Origin of the sequence: Streptomyces sp. NPDC059255 (assembly GCF_042752355.1) — a bacterium.
Taxonomy (GTDB): Bacteria; Actinomycetota; Actinomycetes; order Streptomycetales; family Streptomycetaceae; genus Streptomyces.
The window spans coordinates 819,888-844,994 of record NZ_JBHYZP010000001.1 but is presented as its reverse complement, the minus strand read 5'-3'; the positions used below and the strand labels follow the sequence as shown (position 1 = coordinate 844,994).

18 protein-coding genes are annotated in these 25,107 nt (G+C 71.5%); 9 read left to right on the top strand and 9 right to left on the bottom strand.

Annotated elements, in window-relative coordinates; translation table 11 throughout:
- The first annotated feature begins 155 nt into the window (after nt 1-155).
- Nucleotides 156-833 carry a GPP34 family phosphoprotein gene (locus ACFXKG_RS03740; protein ID WP_384831655.1) on the top strand — a complete coding sequence of 226 codons (678 nt, stop codon included), beginning with the start codon at nt 156-158 and terminating at the stop codon, nt 831-833.
- 77 nt (nt 834-910) lie between these two features.
- Here ACFXKG_RS03740 and ACFXKG_RS03735 read toward each other — a convergent pair whose 3' ends face one another.
- The gene (locus ACFXKG_RS03735; protein WP_384831652.1) at nt 911-1,372 is read right to left on the bottom strand and encodes a MarR family winged helix-turn-helix transcriptional regulator; all 462 of its coding nucleotides are present in this window, start codon (nt 1,370-1,372) and stop codon (nt 911-913) included.
- Between the two features lie 80 nt (nt 1,373-1,452).
- Here ACFXKG_RS03735 and ACFXKG_RS03730 point away from each other — a divergent pair, with 80 nt between their 5' ends.
- Both ACFXKG_RS03730 and ACFXKG_RS03725 read left to right on the top strand, forming a co-directional pair.
- Nucleotides 1,453-1,836, top strand: coding sequence for a VOC family protein (locus tag ACFXKG_RS03730; protein ID WP_384831649.1), 384 nt, complete (start codon nt 1,453-1,455; stop codon nt 1,834-1,836).
- Nucleotides 1,837-1,867: 31 nt separating this feature from the next.
- Entirely contained in the window at nt 1,868-2,293 is a 426-nt protein-coding gene (locus ACFXKG_RS03725) for a hypothetical protein (RefSeq protein ID WP_384831646.1), read from the top strand.
- Here ACFXKG_RS03725 and ACFXKG_RS03720 read toward each other — a convergent pair.
- The 4 genes from ACFXKG_RS03720 to ACFXKG_RS03705 all read right to left on the bottom strand — a co-directional run bounded on the left by ACFXKG_RS03720 (nt 2,288) and on the right by ACFXKG_RS03705 (nt 9,112).
- Nucleotides 2,288-3,088, bottom strand: a complete 801-nt coding sequence (locus ACFXKG_RS03720) for an SAM-dependent methyltransferase (RefSeq protein WP_384831643.1) — start codon at nt 3,086-3,088, stop codon at nt 2,288-2,290. The two genes, ACFXKG_RS03725 and ACFXKG_RS03720, sit on opposite strands and share 6 nt — an antisense overlap.
- Before the next feature lie 247 nt (nt 3,089-3,335).
- Entirely contained in the window at nt 3,336-6,551 is a 3,216-nt protein-coding gene (locus tag ACFXKG_RS03715; protein WP_384831640.1) for an amidohydrolase family protein, read from the bottom strand.
- 92 nt (nt 6,552-6,643) lie between these two features.
- Nucleotides 6,644-7,705: a hypothetical protein gene (locus tag ACFXKG_RS03710; RefSeq protein ID WP_384831811.1), complete on the bottom strand. Its 1,062-nt coding sequence runs from the start codon at nt 7,703-7,705 to the stop codon at nt 6,644-6,646.
- A 159-nt stretch (nt 7,706-7,864) separates the two neighbouring features.
- Nucleotides 7,865-9,112 carry a glycosyltransferase gene (locus ACFXKG_RS03705; protein ID WP_384831637.1) on the bottom strand — a complete coding sequence of 416 codons (1,248 nt, stop codon included), beginning with the start codon at nt 9,110-9,112 and terminating at the stop codon, nt 7,865-7,867.
- A gap of 414 nt (nt 9,113-9,526) precedes the next feature.
- On the opposite strand from ACFXKG_RS03705, the gene ACFXKG_RS03700 reads away from it, so the two are divergent.
- The 3 genes from ACFXKG_RS03700 to ACFXKG_RS03690 all read left to right on the top strand — a co-directional run bounded on the left by ACFXKG_RS03700 (nt 9,527) and on the right by ACFXKG_RS03690 (nt 13,352).
- On the top strand, nt 9,527-10,939 hold the full coding sequence (locus ACFXKG_RS03700; RefSeq protein ID WP_384831635.1) for a family 2B encapsulin nanocompartment shell protein: 1,413 nt from the start codon (nt 9,527-9,529) through the stop codon (nt 10,937-10,939).
- A gap of 170 nt (nt 10,940-11,109) precedes the next feature.
- Nucleotides 11,110-12,441, top strand: coding sequence for a family 2 encapsulin nanocompartment cargo protein terpene cyclase (locus ACFXKG_RS03695; protein ID WP_384831633.1), 1,332 nt, complete (start codon nt 11,110-11,112; stop codon nt 12,439-12,441).
- A 5-nt stretch (nt 12,442-12,446) separates the two neighbouring features.
- On the top strand, nt 12,447-13,352 hold the full coding sequence (locus tag ACFXKG_RS03690) for a geranyl diphosphate 2-C-methyltransferase (protein ID WP_384831630.1): 906 nt from the start codon (nt 12,447-12,449) through the stop codon (nt 13,350-13,352).
- Between the two features lie 90 nt (nt 13,353-13,442).
- On the opposite strand, the gene ACFXKG_RS03685 is transcribed toward ACFXKG_RS03690, so the two are convergent.
- The 4 genes from ACFXKG_RS03685 to ACFXKG_RS03670 form a co-directional block, all read right to left on the bottom strand.
- Nucleotides 13,443-15,392, bottom strand: coding sequence for a glycoside hydrolase family 127 protein (locus ACFXKG_RS03685; RefSeq protein WP_384831807.1), 1,950 nt, complete (start codon nt 15,390-15,392; stop codon nt 13,443-13,445).
- Nucleotides 15,393-15,481: 89 nt separating this feature from the next.
- Entirely contained in the window at nt 15,482-16,303 is an 822-nt protein-coding gene (locus ACFXKG_RS03680; protein WP_365818728.1) for a carbohydrate ABC transporter permease, read from the bottom strand.
- 59 nt (nt 16,304-16,362) lie between these two features.
- Entirely contained in the window at nt 16,363-17,328 is a 966-nt protein-coding gene (locus tag ACFXKG_RS03675; RefSeq protein ID WP_384831627.1) for a carbohydrate ABC transporter permease, read from the bottom strand.
- A gap of 90 nt (nt 17,329-17,418) precedes the next feature.
- Nucleotides 17,419-18,762: an ABC transporter substrate-binding protein gene (locus ACFXKG_RS03670; protein ID WP_384831624.1), complete on the bottom strand. Its 1,344-nt coding sequence runs from the start codon at nt 18,760-18,762 to the stop codon at nt 17,419-17,421.
- A 258-nt stretch (nt 18,763-19,020) separates the two neighbouring features.
- Here ACFXKG_RS03670 and ACFXKG_RS03665 point away from each other — a divergent pair, with 258 nt between their 5' ends.
- From ACFXKG_RS03665 to ACFXKG_RS03655, 3 genes are all read left to right on the top strand, one after another.
- Entirely contained in the window at nt 19,021-20,049 is a 1,029-nt protein-coding gene (locus tag ACFXKG_RS03665) for a LacI family DNA-binding transcriptional regulator (RefSeq protein WP_382889617.1), read from the top strand.
- Nucleotides 20,050-20,213: 164 nt separating this feature from the next.
- Nucleotides 20,214-23,504: a discoidin domain-containing protein gene (locus tag ACFXKG_RS03660; RefSeq protein ID WP_384831620.1), complete on the top strand. Its 3,291-nt coding sequence runs from the start codon at nt 20,214-20,216 to the stop codon at nt 23,502-23,504.
- Between the two features lie 24 nt (nt 23,505-23,528).
- A complete protein-coding gene (locus ACFXKG_RS03655) occupies nt 23,529-25,031 on the top strand; it encodes a family 43 glycosylhydrolase (RefSeq protein WP_384831617.1) in 1,503 nt (500 codons plus the stop codon).
- Nucleotides 25,032-25,107: the final 76 nt, after the last annotated feature.

Genomic DNA, 25,107 nt, shown 5'->3' with positions numbered 1-25,107 from the left:
CCCGGTCGCTCCGCCCCTGGTGGCCGGTTTAAATTACTGTGTACATCCCCACCACACTCCCGGCTAAACGCCACCGACCGCACTGTCACCGGGGCCCGCTCCACGAGAGCGTGGGGAGCACGACCAGGAACGACCACCGGGTGGAAAGGCAGACCATGCATGACGAAACGCTGCTCGTCGAGGACCTGATGCTGATGCTCCTCGACGACGAGACGGGCGCCGTGGCCGGAGCCGGCACCCTTCACTACCCGCTGGGCGGCGCGCTCCTCGCCGAACTCGCGCTCCGCGGCAGGGTCGAGACCGACGCGGGCCGGGCGGGGCTGAACGGTCCCAAGGTTCTCGCGGTGGGGGACGGTCCGCTCCCGGACCCCCTGCTCGGGTCCGCGTACGAGAAGGTCGCCGAGCGTCCGCGGGGCGTCGAGACGATCCTCCTCGACATCGGCGGCGGCCTCTGGAAACCGATGACCGACCGGCTGGTCGAGCGCGGTTTCATCCGTCGCGAGAGCAGGCGGAGGCTGGGCGTGTTCCGCACGACCAGGCTGCCGGTCGACGACGCGCGGCACGAGGCCGAACTCCGGCAGCGGATATGCGCCGTACTGGAGGACGGCGAGAGCCCCGACGCCCGTACGGCGGCGGTGATCGCGCTGCTCTCCGCGAGCGGGACCCTGCCGAGCCTCCACCCGGCCCCGAAGTGGTCGACCAAGGTGTACGAGCGCGCGAAGGAGCTGGAGAAAGCCAGTTGGGTGGCGACGGCCGTGGGCACCGCGGTGACGCGGACCACCACGGCGAACACCGTGGCGAGCAGCGTGGTCACCGCCTCCGTGATCACCTGACGCACCCCTCTCGCCGGCCCCGGCCGGCCGGGAACCGTCAGGGGGCGCCCGCAGCCCGGTCGGCGGGGGCCGGCGGGTCATTCCTCCAGGGCCGAGGCGATGCGGTCGAGGTCGGCGAGGAGCGCCGCGACGCGCTGGGGCGGGATCGCCCGGACCATGCGCTGTTCGACGGCGTAGACGGCGGCCTGAACCGCGGCCAGGCGTGCGCGGCCTTCCTCGGTGAGGCGGGCGGGACGGGCACGGCCGTGGTCGGCGGTCGCGGGGCGGGTGATCAGTCCCGCGTCCTGCAGGCCCCGCAGAACGACGTTTCCGGACTGCCGGGTGACGAAGGTCGCGCGGGCGAGGTCCGCGTTGGACATGCCGGGACGCAGGGCCAGGAGTTCGAGAGTGGAGTACTGCGGCACGGTCAGCCCGTGCTCACGCAGGACCCTGTCCATGGCTCCGCGCAGGGCGGCCTGGGCGCGTTTGAGCAGGTATCCCACGTGCTGGGTGACGTCCTGCGCGGGGTGGGGCGGCTCGGGCGACGGGTTCTTCGGCATGTCAGCATTTTGACATAAGCAACCCTCAGTCATAACCTTCCCCATGTCAAAGTACTGACATCAAGGATCGAGGGAAAGCCATGTCTGTCACCGTCGACGGCCCCGACTTCATCGCCCTGCAGGTGCGCGACCTGAACGCCGCAGCGGCCTTCTGCGAACAGCACCTGGGACTGCGCCGGGCGGCGGTCTCACCGCCCCACGCGGTCGTGTTCGACACGAAGCCGACCCCCTTCGCCCTCCGCGAACCCCTCCCGGGCGTCGACCTCGCCGACACCACACGGCCCGGCCTGGGCGTGGCGCTCTGGTTCGAGACCTCCGACGCCCACCAGCTCCACGACCAGCTCACCGCCGCCGGGATCACCATCCTCAGCCCGATGCGGGACAGCCCCTTCGGGCCGGTGTTCTCCTTCGAGGGCCCCGAAGGGTACGCGCTCACCGCGCACGGAGGCCGTCGGCCGCAGTGAGTTGTCAGTGCTCCCTGGCAGGATCACCGGCATGACTCAGACACGGACACCGTTGCTCCTCACCGACATCGAACAAGCCGTACGCGGCAGTTGGAGCGCCGAGACGTGCACTCCCGAGTTCCGGTCGCGCTGGACCGAGGAGAACCCGGCCCGGGACCAGTGCGGGGTGACCGCCATGGTCCTCAACGACCTGCTGGGAGGCGAGCTGATCCGGGGGGAGGTCCACGTCGACGGCAAGCGTGTGGACTACCACTGGTGGAACCGCCTCGGCATGGGCTTCGAGATCGACCTCACGCGCGAGCAGTTCGGCCCCGAGGAGATCGTCACCGGCGGCGATGTCGTCGCCCGTCCGCCCCAGGCCGAGTGGCGCAGGCTCCACGAGGAGTACGAGCTGCTCCGCGACCGCGTGCTGGAGAAGCTCAACCGGCGCCAGGCGACGGGATCTTCGGCGTCATGACTTCCGGCCCACTCCGGCGTAGAGCGGGACGGGGTCCTGGCCGTTCGGGGTGACCGGCCCACCGGTCTCCGGGCGCCAGTCGGTGGCCGGGACGATGCCGGGTTCGACCAGGGTCAGTCCGTCGAAGAACCGCACGACCTCCGCGTGGGACCGGACCTGGGCGGGCGTTCCGCCGTTGCGGTAGATACCGACGATCTCGGCCCAGGTGGCCGGGTCGAAGTCGCCGGTCACATGAGAGAGGACGAGACAGCTTCCGGGCGGCAGCTCGTCGACGAGTTTCGCGACGATACCGGTGGGGTTGTACTCGTCGGAGACGAAGTGCAGGAGCGCGACGAGCGACAGGGCGACGGGCTTGCCGAAGTCCAGCGTGGCCTTGGCCTGTTCGATGATCTTCTCGGCGTCCCGGACGTCCGCGAGGATGAACTCCGTACTGCCTTGGGGGGTGCTGCGCAGGAGGGCCTCGCCGTGGCGGAGCACGATGGGGTCGCTGTCGACGTAGACGATGCGGGCGTCGGGGGCCGTCCGCTGGACGATCTGGTGGAGGTTGGGTTCACTGGGGATGCCGGTGCCTATGTCGAGGAACTGCCGGATCCCCTGGTCGGTCAGCCACCGGGCGGCGCGGTGCATGAAGGCCCGGTTGATCTGTGCGCCTTCCTTGATGGCGGGAAAGCGGGCGATGACCTGTTCCGCGGCGGTCCGGTCGACTTCGTAGTTGTCCTTTCCGCCCAGGTAGTAGTCGTACATCCGGGCCGAGTGCGGCTTGCCGGTATCGATCTTGGTCTTGTCCGTGGTCATCTGTCTCTCCGCTGACTGCCGTGACGGTTGAGGCGAGATGCAGTGTGCCATGGCGCACGGGCAAGAAAGAACGCGCTTTCCGGCGTGGTGACTTGCACCGTCCCTGCCGTCAAGTGGGTTGGTTACACAGCGGAGTTGGCCGGTGGCGGGACCCTGCTCCCCTGTGCCGTGACGGTACTTCCCCGCATTCCCGGAGCGGGGACGGCGCACCGGAACGCGCGGTCCGCGGGCGCGCCGCACCGCCCTCTCAGATCCCCGGGTCGCAGCACCCGTCCCGCCTCATCAGGCGTCCCGCAGCGAGCCATTCGCCGTCGCCGCCTGCGGGGGCGCGGCGCGCCGGCGTCTCGTACGCGGCCACCAGGTCCTCGGTCGCGTACGGCACGCCGCCTCTGAGCACCGCGACCGTCCGCACCAGCGTGTCGAAATCCGCGAACGGGTCACCGTCCACCACTGTCAGATCGGCGATCCTGCCCCGCTCCACCGTGCCGAGATCCCGGTCGAGGCCGAAGAGCCGGGCGGGCAGCACGGTCGCGGTGCGCAGTGCCGCCGCCGGTGACAGCCCGCCCCGGTGCAGCGCCCGAAGGCCCAGGTGCAGGGAGAGACCGACCGGGACGAGCGGCGCGTCCGTACCGAGCGCGACCAGACCGCCCGCGGCCAGCACCCGGCGGTAGACGTCGGTCTCCGCGCGCAGGGTCGCCAGCTGAGCCGCGGTCGGCGGCGCGCTCGCCGACTGCCGTACGGCCGCGACGTCCCACGGGGGCATCACGGCGGTGACGCGGGGGTCGTCGGCGAGCCCGGGATCCGCACCGAGCAGCGGTACGGCGGTGAACGGGGTGGCGATGAGGCCGAAGCCGATCCCCCGCGTGCCGTAGATCTCCACCACGTCCTCGTGGGCGCGGCCGGACGCGGTCACCGCGTGTCCGGACTCCCCTCGCTGGGTGGCCTGCAGATGGGTCGTCAGATCCTGCCCCAACTGGACGCCGGGCGAGAGCAGATGGCTGCCCGTACGCACACCGAGCCGCTCGTGCGCGAACCGTGCGGCTTCCTCCATCACCCAACCAGGCGCCCGCACATAGGTCTTGACGAAGTCCCAGTCGAGCGCGGCACCTCGCTCCAGGGAGCGCCGCAGCCCTTCGCCGGTGCGGTGGGCGCGCCCCATGCTGTAGGCGACCCGGGCGCCGTCGAGGAGTTCGCCGGTGGTCAGCAGCCGGGGTCCGGCGAGCTGTCCGGCGGCCACCGCCTCGCGGATACGGGCCTGTTCGTAGGCGAACCCGCCGAGGGACACGGCGGTGGTGATCCCGTACGTCAGCTGGCCGACGGTCTGGCGCCCGCCGTAGGTGCTCTGCCACGGGTGGGTGTGGGTGTCCCACAGGCCGGGGACGACCGTACGCGCCGAGGCGTCGATCCGCCGCAGAGCGCCGGGGCGCGCGGCGCGGTGCGGTTCGACCGCCGCGATCCGGCCCGCGCGTACGACGATGTCGACGTCGTCCCGTACCGCGTCACCGGTGCCGTCCCACAGCCGCCCGGCGTGCACCACGGTGTCGGCGGGGGTGGGCGTGCGCCGGTCCAGCGGTACCCGGACCGTGCGGGCGCCCGTGCCGTCGGTGCCGATGAGCCTCAGCCTCGATCCCGACAGGTACAGCAGCGTGCCCGAGTCGCCGGACCAGGAGGGGTGGTCGGCCGGTTCGTCGGTCAGGGTGCGGAGCTCTCCCCTCGGGGTGCCGTCGGGCGCCACGGGCAGCAGGCACAGCGCCGACTCCACGATCACCGCCATCCAGCGGCCGTCGGGCGACCAGACGGGCCCGGAGTCGTACCGGTCGGCGACGGAGACATGGGGCGCGACGGCGTGCAGCCGGTCGGCGCCGGTCGTGGCGTCCACGACCCTGATGAGGTTGTACCCCTCCCTGAAGCGCAGGTTGAGGCGGTTGCGGTCGCAGAGGGCGAGGTAGCGCCCGTCGGGTGACCAGCTCGGCCGGCCGGGCAGTCCGCCGCCGCCGAGCGGATCCACGAGGACACGTTCCGTACCGGTCGTCAGGTCGCGCACCACGAGCCGGCCGGCCATGTCGAGACAGGCGAGTCTCCCGCCGTCCGGTGAGAGCGCCGGATGCACCCGGCCGCCCGTCGCGAGCGTGCTCTCCTCGCCGGTGGCCAGATCTCGCCGGTACACGCCGAGGAGTCCGTCGCGGTCGTCGGCGTACAGCAGCGAGCGCCCGTCGCGTGCCCACGCCGGTCCGAGTGGATAGCGGGTGGCGGACGGCCGGTTCAGCCGCTCGGGCGGCCGGGCGCCCGAGGTGTCCGCCAGCCAGAGGGTGTTGAGGGCGCCGAAGGCCACCCGTCTCCCGTCGGGTGAGAGCGCCGGCAGGTGGATGCCCCGCACCGGGCGCACCCGCGCCTCCCCCAGGTCGTACTCCTTGACGCGGTAGTGCGGCCGGTCCACGGGGAGTACGCCCGCGAAGGGGATGGTCTCCGGCTTCGCCGGCTCTCCGGGGCGTACGAGGGTGAAGTGGCCGTCCACGGTGAGCAGCAGCTCTCCCCGGGCCGTCCAGCGCGGGGGTACGGCCGCGATGTCCCCGGCGACCGGCACGGGCCGGCCGTCGACGACGAGCGTGCAGGAGCCGCCCGGCGCCGCCGTGGTCCGCAGATAGGCGAGGCGGCGGCCGTCCGGAGCCAGGGCCGGCGTCATGACCTGCGCCGCCTCGGTCTCGGTGTGCTCCGTCACGACCGGGCCCGCGCCCCCGGCGGGGACGGCGGCGACGGTACGGGCCTCCAGGCCGGTCCCGGTGGAGGTGGTGACGGCCCGCGCCCGAACGAAAAGGATCCGCTTCCCGTCCGGCGACCAGGTGGGGTCGAAGTCCTCCCAGGCGCCGTCCTGAAGGGGGCCGTCCTGTCCGGCGAGCCCGGTGACCCGGATGATGTGGCCGGTCCGCAGGTCGAGGACGTGGATACGGTACGGGCTGCCCGCCACCGGGTCCCCGGCGCGCTCCGAGGCGTAGGCGATCCGGGTGCCGTCCGGCGACCAGGCCGGTCCCCGGTCGTCCCAGGGCCCTTCGGTCCGCTGCCGTACGTCCGATCCGTCGGGCCGCATGGTCCACAGGTGGTAGCCGCCGCCCTGATAGGCGCAGAACGCGAGGAGCGTGCCGTCCGGGGAGTGCACGGGCCGGTTGGGTTCGAGGCCCGCCGGGGTGAGCGGCACGGCCTTGCCGCCGGTGCGCGGCAGCGACCACAGGACGTTCTGGATCTCGGCGACGATCCGGTCCCCGGCGGGTGAGAGGGTCGCCGAGCCGTTGGTGGCCGCCGTGAACGACAGCGAGAGCCCGGCGCGCGGCCGTGCCGCCGCCGGGGCGGCCTCAGCGGTGCCGGCCCCGACGGCGGCGGCCGCTCCGGCGGCGCCCGCGGCGGCCAGCAGCCGGCGGCGGGAGAGCGGGAGGGCGGCGGAGATGCTGCGTTCGCGGTCCGGATCCATGACCCAGCACGCTCGCGCACCTCACGGCCCAGGGGCAACACCGCCATTCACGCCAAACGGGTGCGGCCCGAGGCAACGGGTACGGCCCGAGGCTACGACCTGATGGCGGAGCCGCACTCCGCGTCGCCGGCCTCCCGCATGCGCGCGTCCATCGACGTGCTCCGGTCGTACGGGTCGACCTCCGGGCCGTCCGGATCCGAGGCCGCGCGTTCGCCGCCGAACTCGGGGGTGAAGTAGCCGGTGAAGGTGGAGCAGCCGCCGTTGGTGGTGTCCACCTTGTAGGAGACGAGGGAGAACGTCCCCGGCTCGATGACCACCTTCTCCGGATCGTCCCAGCTCATCACGATCTCGCGGCGCGCGATGGTGCGTACGACCTCGTCGCTTCCCGCGGCGGCGCGTACGACCGGGTAGACGTAGGTGACATCGGTCGTCACCTCGACCGCGCCCGCGTCACCCTCCCGGTAGGTGATCCGGCCTTGTGTCTTGACCACGTCACCGACGAGCCGCACCTCCGACTCCGCGAAGCGGCTGAACAGCAGCAGCGGGTCGTCGTCCTCGCTGGGCGTGCCGAACGCGGCCGTCAGATAGTCCTGGACATCCCGCTGACGCGGATTGATCAACGCGATCGCCTCGCGGGGCCGTTCCCCGCGCAGCACGCCGGGGTCCAGGCTGGACGCGGCGAGGAAGTCCCGGCTCCGGTCGAGGGCCCGCGCGACCTCCTCCTTGTTCATCCAGCCGGTCGCCCGCGCCGTGGGCAGGCTGATCCCGGCCGTCCCGTCGTCCCACCGCTCGGCGGGCGACCCCTTGAAGGGTTCCTCCACGGTGGGGCGCAGGGCGCCCGCCTCCCCGCTTCCGCCGTCTCCGCCGTTTCCGCCGCCGAACCAGCCGGTCACCCGCCCCGGGTCCAGCGCGACGAGCAGCAGGGCGACGGCGGCCAGCAGTCCGACCACGTACCAGACCTTCCTGCCGCGTCGTCGCGGGGCCGGCCGGTACGTCCGCCAGCCCTCCGGCCGGCCGGGCTCCTCCTGGAGCCTCCGCGCCACCATCCGGGCGCGTGCCGACGGCTCCTCGGGGGCGCCCTGGGTCCCGGCCTCGGCCTCCCGCAGGAAGCGCTCCCACTCCTCGTCCGGTATGGACGTCCCGTCCTTGCCCATGCTGCGCTCCCGCCCCCTCGCCCGCGCCCGGTCGGCGGTCGACATCCGTACATCATCACACAGCTCAACGGCGTCATCACGAGCTCCGACCGCCACCTGACCGGCCGCGGACACCCTTTCGAACTCCCCCTGAAAAGCGGAGGGTTGGGGTGACGCGGTTCAGGCGGACACCGAGCCCCTCGCCCGGTCGGCCCCGTCGGCCCCGTCGGCCCCGTCGGCCAGGAGCTTCGCGGCCAGCGTCGCCCCGTCGGTACGAATCGTGCCGGCCACGGCCCTCGCCCGCGCGCGGGTCCCGGGGGCCAGCGCCGAACCGAGCGCGGCCGACAGGGAGTCGACCGTCGGTGTCGGGCCGTCATGTGCCGTACCGATGCCCAACTCGGCCACGCGGGCGGCCCAGTACGGCTGGTCGACCATCTGCGGGACCACCACCTGGGGCGTCCCCGCCAGGGCCGCCGCCGTCGTGGTACCCGCGCCTCCGTGGTGCACGACGGCGGCCACCCTGCCGAACAGGGTCCGCAGATCGACCTCGCCGACGGCGAAACAGTCGCTCCGGTCGCCGGTCACGGCCAGCCCCGCCCAGCCGCGGAAGACCAGTACGCGGCGGCCCTGGGCGCGGACCGCCTCGACGGCCACCCGGGCGATGTCCTCCGGGGCGCGCATGCTGCCGAAGCCCACGTACACCGGAGGCGCGCCGGCGTTCAGGAACGTCTCCAACTCGGCCGGCAGAGGGCGCTCGTCCGGCAGGATCCACGCGCCCGTCTGCACCACGCCGAGATCCGCCGGCTCCCGCCATGGGGCCAGGACCGGATCGGCCGCCAGCCAGGGGCGGCCGGTGAAGACATGGTCGCGGATCCTGTCCACGGGCGGCAGCCCGACGGCCGCCCGGTGCGTGTTGAGCGGCACGCCGAACAGTTCGTCGATGCCCTGGGCGTCCAGGTCCCACAACTCCCGGCTGCCGGCCGTCTCCGGTGGCAGCGGCCAGCCCGGCCGCGGGTGCGGCGGGTGGTGCGGCGACGGCAGGGTGGTCGGCTGGTAGCTCACGTACACGTAGCGGATGCCCAGTTTCTCGGTCACCGACCGCGCGGCCACCTGCGCCAGGCCGGCCGCCACCAGCACGTCGCATCCCTCCGCCGCCGCGGCGACCGTGTCGAACTGCGCGGCGACCAGATCGAGTCGGCGCCGGTACAGGTCGTCCGCCGACGGTGGCGCCGCCCCGTGCATCGTCGGGCGCACCGGTGGACCGATCGGCACCAGCGGCACGCCGGCGCGGTCCAGCAGCTCCGCGAACTCCTCGTCCGGTGGCGCGCACATCCGCACCTCCGCGCCGAGTGCCCGCAGCCGCACCGCGAGTGCCACCAAGGGCTGGACGTCCCCGCGCGACCCGTACGTCGACAACAGCACACGCATTTCGCGACTCCCTGTCCGTGCGTTCCGACGGTACCGGAGGGCACGCGCCTTCCGCCCCGGCGCGTGCCCTCCGGCCTCGGTGGGTGATTCTGCGGCGCCGCCCCGGTCTTGCCGCAAGTCCCCCGGTACGGGGTAGGTTGCGGGCGGCGAGGAGCGGCGGATCTCCGTCCCCTCCGCAGGCTCCGGCGGTGTCCCGGCAGCGTTCCGAAACCGTCGGCCGAGCACTTAAACATCGCGCGGGCAAGATCATCGCATCGAGTTAACACCGACGGCTTTTCTGGGCCAACTGGGCGCACCGGCCGTTACTGTTCCCAGGGATCTGGACGGGTTCCCGGTCATTTGCCCCTCTTTTTCCTCTTTCCCGGTGACGCGTCCGTACGCCTGCCACCGCCCCTACGAAGGAGAGCTCGCCCGATGAGTGTTGATACCAGCCCGGAAGCGCCGCTGGAGTCGCCTCGGCAGTCCAGCCTCAGCACGGCGGCTGCCCGCAACCTCGCCACCACGACCAAGTCCGCCCCGCAGATGCAGGAGATCACCTCCCGCTGGCTGCTGCGGACGCTCCCCTGGGTGGAGACCAAGGGCGGCACCTACCGGGTGAACCGCCGGCTGAGCTACACCGTGGGCGACGGGCGCGTGGAGTTCGTTCAGGACGGCGCGGGGGTCCGGGTGATCCCCCGGGAACTCGGCGAACTGGCCCTGCTGCGCGGCTTCGAGGACGTGGAGGTGCTGACCGCGCTCGCCGACCGGTGCGTCCAGCGCGACTTCCGTGCCGGTGAGACGCTGGTCGAGCGCGGTACGCCCGCCGAGCAGATCCATCTGATCGCCCACGGCCGCATCAACCAGACCACCGTCGGCAAGTACGGTGACGAGGTCGCCGTGGCCGTACTCGCCGACGGCGACCGGTTCGGCGAGAACTCCCTGCTGGACGGGGACGCCCGGTGGGACTACACCGCCACGGCGGAGACCGCGGGCACCCTGCTCACCCTGTCGCGCGCCGACTTCGCCGCCCTGCTGTCCTCGGCGCCGAGCCTCCAGGCGCACATCCAGCAGTTCAGCTCACTCCCCCAGCAGCGGCAGAACCGTCACGGCGAGGCCGAGATCGCCATGTCGGCCGGCCACACCGGCGAGCCCGAGCTGCCCGGCGCGTTCGTCGACTACGAACTGAGGCCGCGGGAGTACGAACTCTCCGTCGCGCAGACCATTCTGCGGGTCCACACCAGGGTCGCCGACCTCTACAACGGCCCGATGAACCAGACCGAGGAACAGCTCAGGCTCACCATCGAGGCGCTGCGCGAGCGCCAGGAGCACGAGCTGATCAACAACCGGGAGTTCGGCCTGCTCCACAACGCCGACTTCAAGCAGCGCATCCAGACCCACTCCGGCCCGCCCACCCCGGACGACCTCGACGAACTGCTCTGCCGGCGCCGCGGCTCCAAGTTCTTCCTCGCCCACCCCAGGACGATCGCGGCGATCGGACGTGAGTTCAACCGCCGCGGGCTCTACCCGACCCACGTCGACCTCGGCGGGCAGCAGGTCCCGGCCTGGCGCGGGGTACCGATCCTGCCCTGCGGCAAGATCCCCATCACCAAGGAGAAGACCAGCTCGATCCTCGTCATGCGCACCGGCGAGGACAACCAGGGCGTCATCGGTCTGCGCCAGACCGGTCTGCCGGAGGAGTACGAGCCGGGGCTGTCGGTGCGCTTCATGGGCATCGACGAGAAGTCGATCATCTCCTACCTCGTCAGCACCTACTACTCCGCCGCCATCCTCGTGCCGGACGCGCTCGGTGTGCTGGAGAACGTCCAGATCGCCCACCGCCACGACTGAGTCCGGTCCCGGCACACCCTGCCCCGGGGGCGGACACCCGCCGGTCGCGCCCCGGGGGCCGCCCCGCCACGCGGCTCCGCAGGACCGGCCCCCGGGCCACCGAGCATGCCCGCACTCCGGGACATCCCCGGGGCCCGGGACACCCACCCACACCCACCATGGAGCCATGGATGCCCGACCCTGAGCTCTCCCCTCCGCAGTCGAGCCTGCCCACGGCCGCCGCGCACGTCGGGGCGTACGTCCTCGCCGACGCCGCCGCCCGTGCCCGTGACATCGAGGCGGTCTTCGGCCCGCCGCCCCCGCTGCCCGCCCCTTCCCCGCCGGCTCCGCCCCCCGTGGACCTCTCCGCCGCCGCCGCCGTCGCCGCCGCCTCCGCCTCCGGCACCGAGGTACGGAGACCGGCCGCCGGTCTGGAACGGATCCTGCGTGGCCCCAGCGGCCTGGGCACGGCGAGCCTCCATCCGGCCCGGCGGGAGGAACCGTCCCCACCACCGGAGTCCCCACCACCGGATTCGGCGGTGGAAGGCACCCCGGTGCCGGGCCTCTACCACCACTCGGTGCGGGAGCCCGACCCCGTACGGGTGGAAGAGGTCAGCGGCAGGATCAAGGCCTGGGCACTGGACGAGGTCGACCTGTACCCGGACGACTGGGAGGACCAGTTCGACGGATTCTCCGTGGGGCGCTACATGGTCGCCTGCCATCCGGACGCTCCCACCGTCGACCACCTGATGCTCGCCACGCGCCTGATGGTCGCCGAGAACGCGGTGGACGACTGCTACTGCGAGGACCACGGGGGCTCGCCGGTCGGCCTGGGCGAACGCCTGCTGCTGGCGCACACCGCCCTCGACCCCCTCCACACCACGGAGGAGTACCACTCACGGTGGGCGGAGTCGCTCCGATCGGACGCGCCCCGGCGCGCGTACCGCTCCGCCATGGAGTACTTCGTCCAGACGTCCACCGCCTCCCAGGCGGACCGGTTCCGGCACGACATGGCCCGTCTGCACATGGGGTATCTCGCCGAGGCGGCCTGGGCCCAGGCGGACCACATCCCGGAGGTGTGGGAGTACCTGGCGATGCGCCAGTTCAACAACTTCCGCCCCTGCCCCACCATCACCGACACGGTCGGCGGTTACGAACTGCCGGCGGATCTGCACGCCCAGCCCGCCATGCAGCGGGTCATCGCGCTCGCCTCGAACGCCACCACCATCGTGAACGACCTGTACTCGTACACGAAGGAACTCGCCTCCCCCGGCCGGCACCTGAACCTGCCCGTGGTGATCGCCGAACGCGAGAACGTCTCCGAACGCGAGGCCTACCTGAAGGCGGTCGAGGTCCACAACGACCTCATGCGCGACTTCGAGGCCGAGGCCGCGGCCCTGGCCGCCGCCTGCCCCGTCCCGAGCGCGCAGCGTTTTCTGCGCGGCGTCGCTGTCTGGGTCGACGGCAACCACTACTGGCACCAGACCAACACCTACCGCTACAGCCTGCCCGACTTCTGGTAAGAAGAATGGATTCACCTGTGACCAGCACCCAACTCAGCACCGTCGCCGCCGCCACCGGCACCTCCGTGTTCATCCCCTCCCCGGCGACGCCCTACCAGGGGGACATCGCCCGCTACTGGGACCACGAGGCCCGGCCCGTGAACCTGCGTCTCGGTGATGTCGACGGTCTCTACCACCACCACTACGGCATCGGCGACGTCGACCACGACTCCCTCGGCGACACCGAGGACAGCACCTACGAGAAGAAGCTGATCGCCGAACTCCACCGCCTGGAGTCCGCGCAGGCCGAATTCCTCCTGGACCACCTCGGCCCCGTCGAGCGCGGCGACACCCTCGTGGACGCCGGCTGCGGCCGCGGCGGCTCGATGGTCATGGCCCACCAGCGCTTCGGGTGCGCGGTCGAGGGCGTCACGCTCTCGGCCAAGCAGGCCGACTTCGCCAACCAGCGCGCCCGTGAACTCGGCGTCGAGGACCACGTCCGCGCCCGCGTCTGCAACATGCTCGGCATGCCCTTCGAGACCGGGCAGGCGGCCGCCTCGTGGAACAACGAGTCGAGCATGTACGTCGACCTGCACGACCTCTTCGGCGAGCACTCCCGCGTCCTCGCGGTCGGTGGCCGCTACGTGACGATCACCGGCTGCTGGAACCCGCGCTACGGCCAGCCCTCGAAGTGGGTGTCCCAGATCAACGCGCACTTCGAGTGCAACATCCACTCCCGCCGGGAGTACCTGCGGGCCATGGCCGACAACCGCCTCGTGCCGCAGGCCGTCGTCGACCTCACTCCCGCGACCCTGCCCTACTGGGAGCTGCGGGCCACGTCCTCGCTCGTCACCGGCATCGAGGAAGCCTTCATCAACTCCTACAAGGACGGCTCCTTCCAGTACGTCCTGATCGCGGCCGACCGCGTCTGATCTCGTACGCGTGCGGCCGGCGCCGGCCTTCACCACCTGACCGGGGTCGTGGAGGCCGGCGTCGGCATGCCTCCGGAGCCCGGCGTACCGCTACGGGCCCCCCGCGCCGCTGCTGTCCGGCTCGGCCTTCGGCAGCCACACCCGCATGGTCGACGGGCCGCGGTTCGCCCAGGAGTGGTACGGCACCAGGACGATCCCCGGGGCCCGCTCGGCGGGGGCCGCGGCTTCGCCGAGGGGGCGGTACGGCCAGGGGGCCTCGGACTGCAGCCCCGCCACGGCGAGTTCGCCGGGCACGACGACGGTGCCGTCCGGTCCGTCCTCCGGGTCGGCCGTCGGATCCACCCGTACGGCGTCGGCCTCCTGTCCGCCGGGCAGGTCGACGGACTCCGCGCAGTACACCAGCGGCCCGCGCTGGACGGCCACCGTGCCGCGCACCGCGTCGACGCGCGGGTCGGCCCCGATCCAGCGGGGCGCCACGGGCAGTTCGAGCCGTATCTCGTCACCGGCCCGGAAGGCCCGGGTGACCGCGGCCGTGCCGGGCGCGACGGGACGGCGCGCTCCGTCCACGTCGACCAGCCACGCGGTGGCGCCCGCCGCCCAGGCGGGGACGCGCAGCGAGAGCGTCCACGGGCGGTCCGCGGAGCGGGTGATCCGGACGGTCACCCGGCCGCCGTACGGGTAGTCGGTACGGACCCGCAGCGCGACGGCGTGGCCGCCGGGGAGGGTGGTGGCGATCTCGGCATCGGCGTACTGGTGCAGTTGGACACCCCGGTCGTCCGCCGTCGCCAGGTAGGCGGGCAGCAGGGCCAGCGTCCGCGCCACGTTGGTCGGGCAGCAGGACACCGCGAACCAGGGCGCCCGCAGGCTCGACTCGGCGCGTGGGCTCTGGGCGTTCGCCGGCGGCACGGTGCCCCGGGACCGCCGGTGCAGGGTGTTCGCGTAGAAGAAGGTCCGGCCGTCCTCGGAGGGGGAGGTCGCGACCACGTTGAACAGGGTCCGCTCGGCGAGGTCGGCGTAGCGCGGGTCACCGGTGGCGAGCAGCAGCCGCCAGCCGAGCATCACGGAGGCGACGCCCGCGCAGGTCTCCGCGTAGGCGCGGTCGGGCGGCAGGACGAAGTCGTCACCGAAGGACTCGTCCCGGTGGTGCGACCCCATGCCGCCGGTCAGATAGGTGCGCCGGGCGACCGTGGCCTCCCACTGCCGGGCGACCGCGGCGAGCAGGGCGTCGTCCCCGGTCTCCACGGCCACGTCGACGGCGCCGGCCGCCAGGTACAGGGCGCGCACGGCGTGCCCGCGCAGCACGGTGGCGTCGCGGACGGGCACGTCGTCCTGGAAGTAGGCGCGGCCGAACTCGATGTCGGCGAGCGTGCCGTGGCCGCGCCGGTCGACGAAGAGCGCCGCCTGGTCGAGGTAGCGCTGCTCGCCCGTGGCCCTGGCCAGTTCGACCAGGGCCGTCTCGATCTCGGGGTGTCCGCAGACGCCTTCGATGCCGCCCGGGCCGAAAGTGGCGCAGACGTGGTCGGCGGCCCGCCGGGCGGTCTTCGCCAGCTCGCCCTCGCCCCTGGCCCGCAGCTGGGCCACGCCCGCCTGGATCAGGTGCCCGTAGCAGTACAGCTCGTGGCCCCATTCGAGATCGCTGTAGCGGGGCCGCTGTCCGGGGCGGCCGAAGGCGGTGCCCAGATAGCCGTCCGGTTCCTGGGCGGCGGCGATGGTCCCGGTGAGCGCGGCGATCTCGGCGTCGAGCGCGGGGCCGTCGCCCTGCCCGGCCTGCCAGGCCATGGCTTCGAGGAGCTTGTAGACGTCGGAGTCGGCGAACTCCCGGCCGCGCCGGTCCCGGTGGATCCTGCCCTCGACGGCGGCCCGGAAGTTGCCGGTCCAGCCGACGCGTTCCATCCAGTCCCGGCAGTGGCCGAGTGTGGCGGTCGCGTTGGTCTCCCGGCGCCGGGCCCAGAAGCCCCCGGTGATCCTGACCTCGTCGAGGCCGAGCGGCCGCAGCCGGCCCCGGGTCGGCGCCACCGGCAGGACGAGCGACCGCGCCATGTTCTCCCTCACCAGTTCATGCCTTCGGTACGTCCTTTCGGTGGTCCGGTGGTTCCGGTCGTCGCGTGATGTGCGCCTGCCCTGGCGCCTCAGCCCTTGAGCGCGCCCGACATGAAGCCCCGTACGTAATGCCGTTGGAGCAGCAGGAAGAGGAGGAGGCAGGGCACGGCGAGGACCACCACGCCCGCCTCGGTGGCCCCGTAGTCGACGGCGCCCATGCTCTGCTGCCGCAGGTTCGCGACGGCCAGCGGCAGGGGCGCCCGCTCACTGTCCGAGATGAGGATCAGCGGTGCGATGAAGTCGTTCCAGGCCGCGAGGAAGGCGAAGAGCCCCACGGTGATCAGCCCGGGGCGCACCGCGGGCAGGAGGATCCGGCGCAGCGCGCCCGCCGTACCGCAGCCGTCGACGAGCGCCGACTCCTCCAGTTCGCGCGGCACCGCCTCGAAGGAGATCCGCATCATGAAGGTGGCGAAGGGCAGTTGGAACATGGCGAGCACCAGGCTCAGCCCGATCAGCGAGTTCTGCAGGTGGAGTCTGCCGAGCAGGACGTAGAGAGGGATGAGGAGGGTGGCGTACGGGACCATGAGGATGGCCAGCGTCAGCAGGAAGAGCAGGTTCCGGCCCGGGAAGTCGAAGCGGGCGAAGGCGTAGCCGCCCAGCAGCGACACCCCGAGGGTCAGGGCGACGGTCAGCGCCGAGACGACGGTGCTGTTGAGGAGGTAGCGCCACAGGCCCGCGTCGTAGTCGAGCAGGGTGCGGTAGTTGCCGAGGCCGTAGCCGGACTCCTGCGCGGTGCCCGGCTGGGCGCTGACCGACGCCCAGGCGTTCCACAGCAGAGGAAAGAGGAAGATGACGGCCAGTCCTCCGGCGACGACGTAGTACGGCGTCCGGCCGAGGGCGCGGGTGAGCACGGGGGTGTCCCTTCTCCGGGCGGTGCGTTGACGGACGGCGCTGTTCCGGACGGCGCGGGTCATGATGCGTCGGTGCGGCGCAGGCCGCGGAACTGGGCGACGTTGAGCAGGAGCAGGGCGGCCAGCACGATGATCGAGAGAGCCGCCGCGGTGCCGAGGTCCAGTCGCTGGAACGCCTCACGGTAGATCAACTGCACAACGGTGACGGTGCTGTTGTCGGGGCCGCCCTTGGTGAGGACGAAGAACTGGTCGAAGGCGAGCACTGATCCGGTCACGCACAGCAGCAGGGACAGCGCGAGGGACGGCCGGAGCAGCGGGAGGGTGATGGACCGGAAGATCTGGCCGCGGCTCGCGCCGTCCGTCCGTGCCGCCTCGTACACCTCGTGAGGGATGCGCTGGAGGCCCACGAGGAGGATCAGCATGTAGAAGCCGGCGAACTTCCAGACGACGAGGAAGACCGTCGACAGCAGGGCGGAGGTCGGTGTGCCGAGGAAGGACACCGGGTCGTCGGTGAGGCCGAGCCGCTCCGGAAGGCGGCTGAGGGGGCCGGTGGTGGGGCTGTACAGGCCCCAGAACAGCAGGGAGGCGGAGGCCAGTCCGAGGGCGCCGGGCAGGAAGTAGACCGTACGGAGGAAACCGGTGCCGGGGCGGGACTGCTGCACCAGCAGGGCGAGGAGGAGCGCCAGCCCGAGGAGGGCCACCGTGACGATCACGGTGTAGAGGAGGGTGAAGCGGACGGCGGGCCAGAAGAGGGTGCTGCCGGTGACGTCGGTGTAGTTCTCGGGGGTGTTGGCGCCCTGGTCTCCCGCGAGCAGGGGCCAGTCGCTGAGTGACATCTGCCCGACGAGGAGCAGGGGCAGCAGGAAGAAGACCCCGACGAAGAGGGCCGTGGGGGCCGCGTAGCCGAGCCCCTGGACGGTGCGCGAGCGCCATCGGGGCGCGGCGCCGGCGGCTCGGTGGGCCGGGCGCCGCGGTGGGGTCCGGGGCGCGGCTGCCACTGGGTCGGGCGGCGCCTTCACCTGCATGGTGCTCCTCTGCCGGGCGACGTGGGAGGGGGCGTGCGGGGTCCGGCGCACGGCGGGCCGGGCCCGCAGGCCAGGGGGCGAGCGGGGTGGTCAGTCCCTCAGCGAGGCGGTGATCGCCTTGTTGTCCTTCTCCACGGACGCCCCGTCGCCGAAGACGGCGTCGCGCATCAGGCTCAGCCAGGGCCCGTTGGGGTCGTTGAAGGTCTGGCCGAACTTCAGGGCGTACGGGGTGCGGCCGTCCGCCACGAGCTGGTTGATCAGCACCAGGCGCGGGTCCGCGTCGGAGTGTTTGTTGGACGCCAGATCGGTGCGCGCCACCACGTCCTTGTGCGCGGCGACCACATCGACCTGTGCCTCGTCGCCCAGCGACCAGGCGAGGAAGTTCCAGGCCTGGTCGGCCGAGCGGCTCGTGGCGGAGACGCCGATGGCGTCACCGCCGACGAAGGTGGACCGGCCCCCGTCGGGTCCGGGGATGGGCGCGACGCCGAGGTCCAGGTTCTCGGGCATCAGCCCGAGGGTGGTCGACGGCATGGGCATCACTCCGACCTTGCCCTTGGGGAAGACCCCGGTCCAGGTCGCGCCCGTCTCGTCGCGCGCGCCGGGCGCCACGACGCCGTCGCGTACCCATCCCCGGTAGGTCTCGTAGACCTTCCGCGCGGTGCCGGAGTCGAGTTTCGCCTCGGTGCCCTCCTTGTCCAGCACTTCCTCTCCGCCGGCCCAGATGGACGGCCACCAGGTGAAGACACCGCAGCCGCCGCAGTTGCCGCCGAAGAAGGTGCCGTCGACACCGCCGCCCAGTGCGTCCACGGCCCGGGCCTGCCGGTCCCATTCGGCCAGGGTGGCGGGCGGTTTCGCGGGGTCGAGCTTCGCCCGGCGGTAGAGCTCCTTGTTGTAGAAGAGCACCGACAGGTCGAGGGTGTGCGGCACGACGTACTTCCTGCCCTCGTACGTACCGGCCTTGATGTGCGACTGCGCCAGGCGGTCGGCGAAGGGCAGGGCGTCGATGCGTTCGGTGAGGTCGGCGAAGAGCCGGCTGGAGGTGTAGTTCGGGACGAACACCACGTCGGAGGCGAAGAGGTCGGGGAGGTCGCGGGACCCGGCGGCCGCACCGACCTTGGCCTGGTAGTCGTCGGTGGGGACGACGGTGAGTTCGATCTTGTTCTTGTGGTGTGCGTTGTACGCCTTCACCAGGGCCTCGCTCTGCGGCCGGGTCGCCGCGCGCGTCCACATCGTGAGTGTGGTGCCGTCGTCGACGCCCCGGGCCCGCGCCGCCGCCCCGCCTTGTCCGCCGCCCGAACCGCCGTCCCCCGCACCGCCCTCCCCCGAACCGCATGCCGCGAGCAGACCGGCGGCGGCGAGCAGGGCGACGCCACCGGTGACGAGGCTGCGTAAGCGGGCGCGTAAGAGGTCGCGCGGTCCGGCCGTACTCCCCATGACGATCCCCCTTGGGTGGCGGCCCGGCCCGTGGGCAGGCCGCCGGTCGGGACGACGGATGTGGTGGCACTGAACACGACAGAAATGAACCGAAAAGGCTTTCAGCAAGCTAGAACCCGGTGCACCGCCCGTCAATCCCCCTGCACGGAACGGCTGTCCGGCCGCCGCCGAAAGCCGCGGATACGCCCTGGACCCACCCGGGCCGAAAGCTTCTCGCGTACGGTTTCCTCCACGCGACGCGAAAACAGGAGAACTGCCATGTCACAGGCCACCGGCCCCGCTCGTTCGCACCCGGCCCGGCTCAGCGATGTCGCCCGGCTGGCAGGCGTGTCCGTCGCCACCGCGTCCAAGGCGCTCAACGGCCGCAGTCAGGTGCGCGCCGAGACGCGGCAGCGGGTGATCGAGGCGGCGGAGCGGCTGTCGTTCCGGCCCAACCAGCTGGCCCGGGGGCTGCTCGCCGGGCGGACGGGCACCGTCGGCCTGCTCACCAGCGACCTGGAGGGCCGGTTCAGCATCCCGATCCTCATGGGCGCCGAGGACGCCTTCGGGGCGGGCGAGGTCGCGGTCTTCCTCTGTGACGCCCGTGGCGACGCGATCCGGGAGCAGCACCATGTCCGCGCGCTGCTCGGGCGCCGGGTCGACGGCCTCATCGTGGTGGGCAGCAGGACCGACCCCCGTCCCTCGCTCGGCCGTGAGCTGCCCGTCCCCGTCGTCCACGCGTACGCGCCCTCGGACGATCCGGCGGACCTGTCCATCGTGCCCGACAACGTCGACGCCGGCCGGATCGCGGTGGAGCATCTGCTCGCCTGCGGCCGTACCCGGATCGCGCACATCACCGGCGACCCCGGGTACCTCGCGGCGCGGGACCGGGCCGAGGGGGCCGGAGCCGCGCTCGCCGGCGCCGGCCTCGCCCTGGTGGGCGAGGCACGGTACGGGGCCTGGTCGGAGGGGTGGGGGCGGGCGGCCACCGCGCTGCTCCTCGACCGGCACCCCGACGTGGACGCCGTGCTGTGCGGCAGCGACCAGATCGCCCGCGGCGTCATGGACGTGCTGCGCGAGCGCGGCCTGCGGGTGCCGGAGGACGTGGCGGTCATGGGCTTCGACAACTGGCAGGTCCTGACAGCCTCCTCGCGTCCGCCGCTGACCAGCGTCGACATGAACCTCGAACAGGTCGGCCGCGCCGCGGCGCACGCCCTGTTCACCGCGATCTCCGGGGCCCGGCGCTCGGGGATCGAGGCCCTGCCCTGCCGCGTGGTGATCAGGGGGTCGACGGCGCCGCTGTCCTGAACGGCGCGGTTCGCCGTACCGGTACTCCGCAGCCTCCCTTGACACGCCATCAGCTCGCTCCTACGTTGCGAAAACCTTTCAGGTCCGTTTCCGCACTCCTCGGGTCAGGAACGCCGGCGCCATCGCGAGCACACGCCTGTTGTCAACTGGACACGGAGCATCCGATGAGAAGACCGCACGTCCACCGGGCACGACGCCTGCGCACGAGGGGTTTCCTCGTGGCACTGGTGCTCAGTGTCTGTTCCGTCGTCACCGCGCCCCCTGCCGTCGCGGCGCAGACGATCGGGTTCCCCACCTTCAACGGGCCCGCGATCCCGGCCCCGCCCGTCGCCCACACGCCGGGCGACATGATGCGGGCCATGTACGACGCGGAGAGCTCGGGCACCGACTTCTGGATGGACCGGCTGCTGGCCCGCTCCGGCGACGACCCGGCCGGTCCCTGGCTGATGAGCCGCGGGCGCGCGCTCTTCATGAAGACCCACAACCCCGCCGTGCTCGGCTTCGGGGGCAACGTCGCGTACTGGGAGGGCATCAGCAACCAGAACGCCTACAGCGTCGCGATCACCCCCGGCACCTTCACCGAACAGGTCTCCCAGCGCCGGCAGACGCCCAGCCACTGGAAGAGTGTGCACACCAGCGGCTCGGTCACGGTCGACCAGACGAAGTTCATCACCGACAACAACGTCGCCGTGACCAACCTGTCGATCAGGAACAACGGCAGCGCCGCCACCACACTGCAGTTACGGGCGGTCTCCCCGTACGCCACCACGGGCACCGGCGGTGAGCTGACCGGGCAGGTCAACGCCTACAACAACCTCACCACGATCCGGCCGCGGCTCACCGGCGACGGTTTCACCGCCTCCGGCGGCGGCCTGAACCGCTCCGTGACGATCGCGGCCGGGGCCACCGTCACCGCCAAGGTGGTGATGGGCTTCGTCACCGACGAGATCCCCGAGTCGCTCACCGAGTACACCACCTACGCGGGCTACTCCAACGCCACCGCGTTCGCCACCCACGTCAGGGCGTACAACCTGTGGTGGGCGCAGAACGTGCCCTACATCGACGTGCCGGAGCCCGCGATCAAGAAGAACATCTACTACCGCTGGTGGCTGATGCGCTTCAACAATCTGGACGCGGACATCCCGGGGCAGACCTTCCAGTTCCCCACGTCGACCGAAGGCGTCCTCGGCTACAACAACGCGATCGCGCTCACCCAGCCCATGCACATCGACGATCTCAAGTACCTGCGCAACCCGGCCTACGCGTACGGGGACTGGCTCAGCGCCGGCCAGACGTCCAAGGGCGGCCGCTTCCTCGACAACCCGGGCGACCCGGAGAACTGGTCCAACAGCTACACCCAGTACATCGCCGAGGCGGCGTGGAAGAGCTACCAGATCCACGGCGGCCAGCCCGCGATCGCCGGCAGCCTCGCCCGGTACGCGGAGGGCGACGTCAAGGGACAGCTCGCCTACTACGACCACGACAACAACAAGCTCATCGAGTACGACTGGGGCGCCCTGACCGGCAACGACGCCGACGCGGTGTCCTTCCACTGGAAGCCCGGCAACATGGACCGCGCGGAGTCCGCCTACCAGTACAGCGGCGCGCTCGCCGCCGCGCAGGCGTACGAGGCGACGGGCAACACCGCCAAGGCCACCGAGCTGCGCACGCTGGCGGGACAGATCAAGGACGCCATCGTCAACGTGCTGTGGAACCCGAACCGGCAGCTGTTCGAGCACCGGCTCAAGTCGACCAACGAGTGGGTGCCGTGGAAGGAGATCAACAACTACTACCCGTTCTCGGTCGGCGCCGTCCCCAACACCGCGGCGTACCGGCAGGCCCTGCGCCTCTACGACGACCCGGCCCAGTACCCCGTCTTCCCCTTCTACACGGCCAACCAGGTGGACAAGAAGGCCGCGGCGGACGCCGGCAGCCCGGGCTCCAACAACTTCTCGACCATCAACTCCACCGTGCAGTTCCGGCTGTACTCCTCCGTGCTGCGCAACTACCCCAACTCCTGGATGAACGCGACCGACTACAAGAAGCTGCTCTACTGGAACACCTGGGCGCAGTACGTCGGCGGCAACACCCAGTGGCCCGACGCCAACGAGTTCTGGGCCGACTGGAACGGCACCGGGATCGACTACCGCTCCTGGATCCACCACAACATCCTCGGCAGCAGCAACTGGACCGTGATCGAGGACGTGGCCGGACTGCGGCCGCGCAACGACGCCAAGGTCGAGCTCTCCCCGATCAACATCGGCTGGAGCCACTTCACCGTCAACAACCTCCGCTACCGGGGCGCCGACCTGTCCGTCGTCTGGGACGACCCGGCCGACGGTGTGGTGCGCTACCCCGGCATCCCGGAGGGTTACTCGATCTTCGTCAACGGCAACCGGGTCGCCACCGTCAGCTCCCTGGTGCCCCTCACCTGGGACCCGGCCACCGGTGACGTCACCACGAGCGGCACGGTCACCCACCACACAGCCGTCCCCGGGCTCAAGGCCCCCAACCAGGTGGTGCAGAACAGTCCCCGGATGGTCGACATGCTCGCCAAGGCCGGCGTCGACCTGACCGCGGATCTGCCCAACCTGGCCTCCGGGGCGAGCGTCTCCGCCTCGTACACCGGGTCCGGAAGCAATGTCTCCGGCGCGGTCGACGGGTATCCCACCAACGAGCCGTTCTGGGGCGCCGGCTCCTCCCCCAACAGCCAGGACTGGTACGAGCTGAACTTCGGCGCCGCGCGCACCCTCGACGAGGTACGCCTGTACTTCAAGGACAGCCGCCCGGCGAGCACCGTCTACCGGGCCCCGTCCGCCTACACCGTCCAGTACTACGACGGCAGTTCCTGGGTGACGGTGCCCGGCCAGACCAGGAGCCCGGCCGTGCCGCGGGCCAACTACAACCTGGTGCGGTTCCCGGCGATCAGCGCCCAGCGCGTACGGGTCCTGGCCACCCACGCCTCCGGGGCCAGAACGGGCCTCACCGAGGTCAAGGTCCACAACAGGGGCGGGGTCCAGCCACCGGCCAACCTGGCGGCGTCCGCGACGGCGTCGGCCTCGTACACCTCCCCGTGGGAGAGCGTCGCCGCCGTCAACGACGGGATCGATCCGCCGTCGTCCGACGACGGTGTGAACCCGCGCTGGGGAACCTGGCCGGAGACCGGGGAGCAGTGGGCCGAGCTGACCTGGCCGTCGGCCAGAAGCGTCAACAAGGCCGAGGTGTACTTCTTCGACGACGACCAGGGCATCGACATGCCCGCCTCGTGGAAGCTGCAGTACTGGAACGGCGGCGCCTACGCCGACGTGCCCGGTGCGAGCGGCTATCCCCTGGCCAAGAACCAGTACAACACCGTCACGTTCACCGCCACCGACACCACACGATTACGCGTGGTGCTCACCGCCAACGGCACGAACTCCGTCGGACTCCTCGAAGCAAAGGTGTACGGGCCCTGACCGACCGATGAAGGATGTGCACCAGTGACCCGCTCCAGATGTCTCTCCGTGCTTGTGGCCGTACTCACCGGGGTGGTCGCCTTCCTGGTGGCGCCACCCGTCTCCGCCGCCACCGCCGCCACCGCCTTCACCTCGACGGGGGTGAACCAGAACGGCGGCAACTGCCTGGACCTGCCGGGCGGTTCGACCGCCGACGGTACGCAGTTGCGCGCGTTCACCTGCGGTGCCGGAGCCGGCCAGAACTTCGGCTTCACCCCGGTCGCCGGGACGGCCGACACGTACACGATCAGCACGCCGTCCGGCCGGTGCGCCGATGTCTCCGGCGCGTCCACCGCCGACAACGGCGCGGTCATCCAGTGGTCCTGCCACGGCGCGACGAACCAGCAGTGGCGCCTCGTGCCGGTGGCGGTGGGCGGCACCGACCGGACCTTCAACCTGGTCTCCGTCAGCTCGGGCAAGTGTGTCACCCCGAGCGGCGGCGCGTCGGCCTCCGGCACCAGCCTCGTGCAGTTGCCGTGCGCCGCCGCGAACGGCAGGGTGTGGCGGCTGCCCGGCTTCCCCGGGGGCGGTACGGGCACGCGTACCTTCACCAACCCGCTCGCCCAGCGCGGGCCCGACCCCTGGCTCACGTACTACGACGGCTCCTACTACCTCGCCACCACGACCTGGAACTCGACCGTCACCATGCGCAAGGCGAGCACCCTGGCGGGTCTCGCCACCGCCACCGAGCAGGTGGTCTTCAACCTCACGCGGCCGGGCGGCGCCGGCACCATGTGGGCGCCGGAGTTCCATCTGCTCGACGGCCCCAGCGGAAAGCGGTGGTACTTCTACTACACGGCCGGGCGGGAGCCGTACGACCTCGGCACCCAGCGGATCCATGTGCTGGAGAGCGCCGGGCTCGACCCGATGGGGCCCTACAGCTTCAAGGCCGACCTGCTCGACCCGACCCAGGACAACACCTGGGAGCTGGACCCGGGCATCCTGCAACTCGACGGCAAGCTCTACCTCCTGGGCACCTTCTACAACGGCTCCCAGCCGATGTTCATCCGGCCGCTGTCGAACCCCTGGACGGCGAGCGGCACCCGCCGGGTGCTCTCCACGCCGACCTACGGCTGGGAGACGGTGGGCGGCGCGGTCAACGAGGGCGCCGAGGTACTCCAGCGGGGCGGCAGAACGTTCATCGTCTACTCCGCCAGTCACTGTTCCACGCCCGACTACAAGCTGGGCATGCTGACCTACAACGGTGGTGACCCGCTCAACTCGTCCTCCTGGGTCAAATCACCGAACCCGGTCTTCCAGCGGTCCAACGCCAACGGTGTGTACGGCCCCGGTCACAACGGCTTCTTCAAGTCGCCCGACGGAACCGAGGACTGGATGGTGTACCACGCCAACAGCTCCGCTGGCGGAGGCTGTGACATGAACCGCTCCACCAGGGCGCAGAAGTTCACGTGGAACGCAGACGGCACACCCAACTTCGGCACCCCGGTCGCCCTGGGAGTCACCCTGCCGGCGCCGTCCGGGGAATAGCGGGACCGTCACGGCTCCCCGTGGCGTGCCTTCTCTTCCTGCCTTCCTGCCGGCTCGCGTCCTGGGACGGCCACCG

What these genes read in the sequence shown, in the direction of transcription:
- ACFXKG_RS03740 (WP_384831655.1), top strand. Translation starts at nt 156, where the DNA reads ATGCATGACGAAACGCTGCTCGTCGAGGACCTGATGCTGATGCTCCTC.
- ACFXKG_RS03735 (WP_384831652.1), bottom strand. Translation starts at nt 1,372, where the DNA reads ATGCCGAAGAACCCGTCGCCCGAGCCGCCCCACCCCGCGCAGGACGTC.
- ACFXKG_RS03730 (WP_384831649.1), top strand. Translation starts at nt 1,453, where the DNA reads ATGTCTGTCACCGTCGACGGCCCCGACTTCATCGCCCTGCAGGTGCGC.
- ACFXKG_RS03725 (WP_384831646.1), top strand. Translation starts at nt 1,868, where the DNA reads ATGACTCAGACACGGACACCGTTGCTCCTCACCGACATCGAACAAGCC.
- ACFXKG_RS03720 (WP_384831643.1), bottom strand. Translation starts at nt 3,088, where the DNA reads ATGACCACGGACAAGACCAAGATCGATACCGGCAAGCCGCACTCGGCC.
- ACFXKG_RS03715 (WP_384831640.1), bottom strand. Translation starts at nt 6,551, where the DNA reads ATGGATCCGGACCGCGAACGCAGCATCTCCGCCGCCCTCCCGCTCTCC.
- ACFXKG_RS03710 (WP_384831811.1), bottom strand. Translation starts at nt 7,705, where the DNA reads ATGGGCAAGGACGGGACGTCCATACCGGACGAGGAGTGGGAGCGCTTC.
- ACFXKG_RS03705 (WP_384831637.1), bottom strand. Translation starts at nt 9,112, where the DNA reads ATGCGTGTGCTGTTGTCGACGTACGGGTCGCGCGGGGACGTCCAGCCC.
- ACFXKG_RS03700 (WP_384831635.1), top strand. Translation starts at nt 9,527, where the DNA reads ATGAGTGTTGATACCAGCCCGGAAGCGCCGCTGGAGTCGCCTCGGCAG.
- ACFXKG_RS03695 (WP_384831633.1), top strand. Translation starts at nt 11,110, where the DNA reads ATGCCCGACCCTGAGCTCTCCCCTCCGCAGTCGAGCCTGCCCACGGCC.
- ACFXKG_RS03690 (WP_384831630.1), top strand. Translation starts at nt 12,447, where the DNA reads ATGGATTCACCTGTGACCAGCACCCAACTCAGCACCGTCGCCGCCGCC.
- ACFXKG_RS03685 (WP_384831807.1), bottom strand. Translation starts at nt 15,392, where the DNA reads ATGGCGCGGTCGCTCGTCCTGCCGGTGGCGCCGACCCGGGGCCGGCTG.
- ACFXKG_RS03675 (WP_384831627.1), bottom strand. Translation starts at nt 17,328, where the DNA reads ATGCAGGTGAAGGCGCCGCCCGACCCAGTGGCAGCCGCGCCCCGGACC.
- ACFXKG_RS03670 (WP_384831624.1), bottom strand. Translation starts at nt 18,762, where the DNA reads ATGGGGAGTACGGCCGGACCGCGCGACCTCTTACGCGCCCGCTTACGC.
- ACFXKG_RS03665 (WP_382889617.1), top strand. Translation starts at nt 19,021, where the DNA reads ATGTCACAGGCCACCGGCCCCGCTCGTTCGCACCCGGCCCGGCTCAGC.
- ACFXKG_RS03660 (WP_384831620.1), top strand. Translation starts at nt 20,214, where the DNA reads ATGAGAAGACCGCACGTCCACCGGGCACGACGCCTGCGCACGAGGGGT.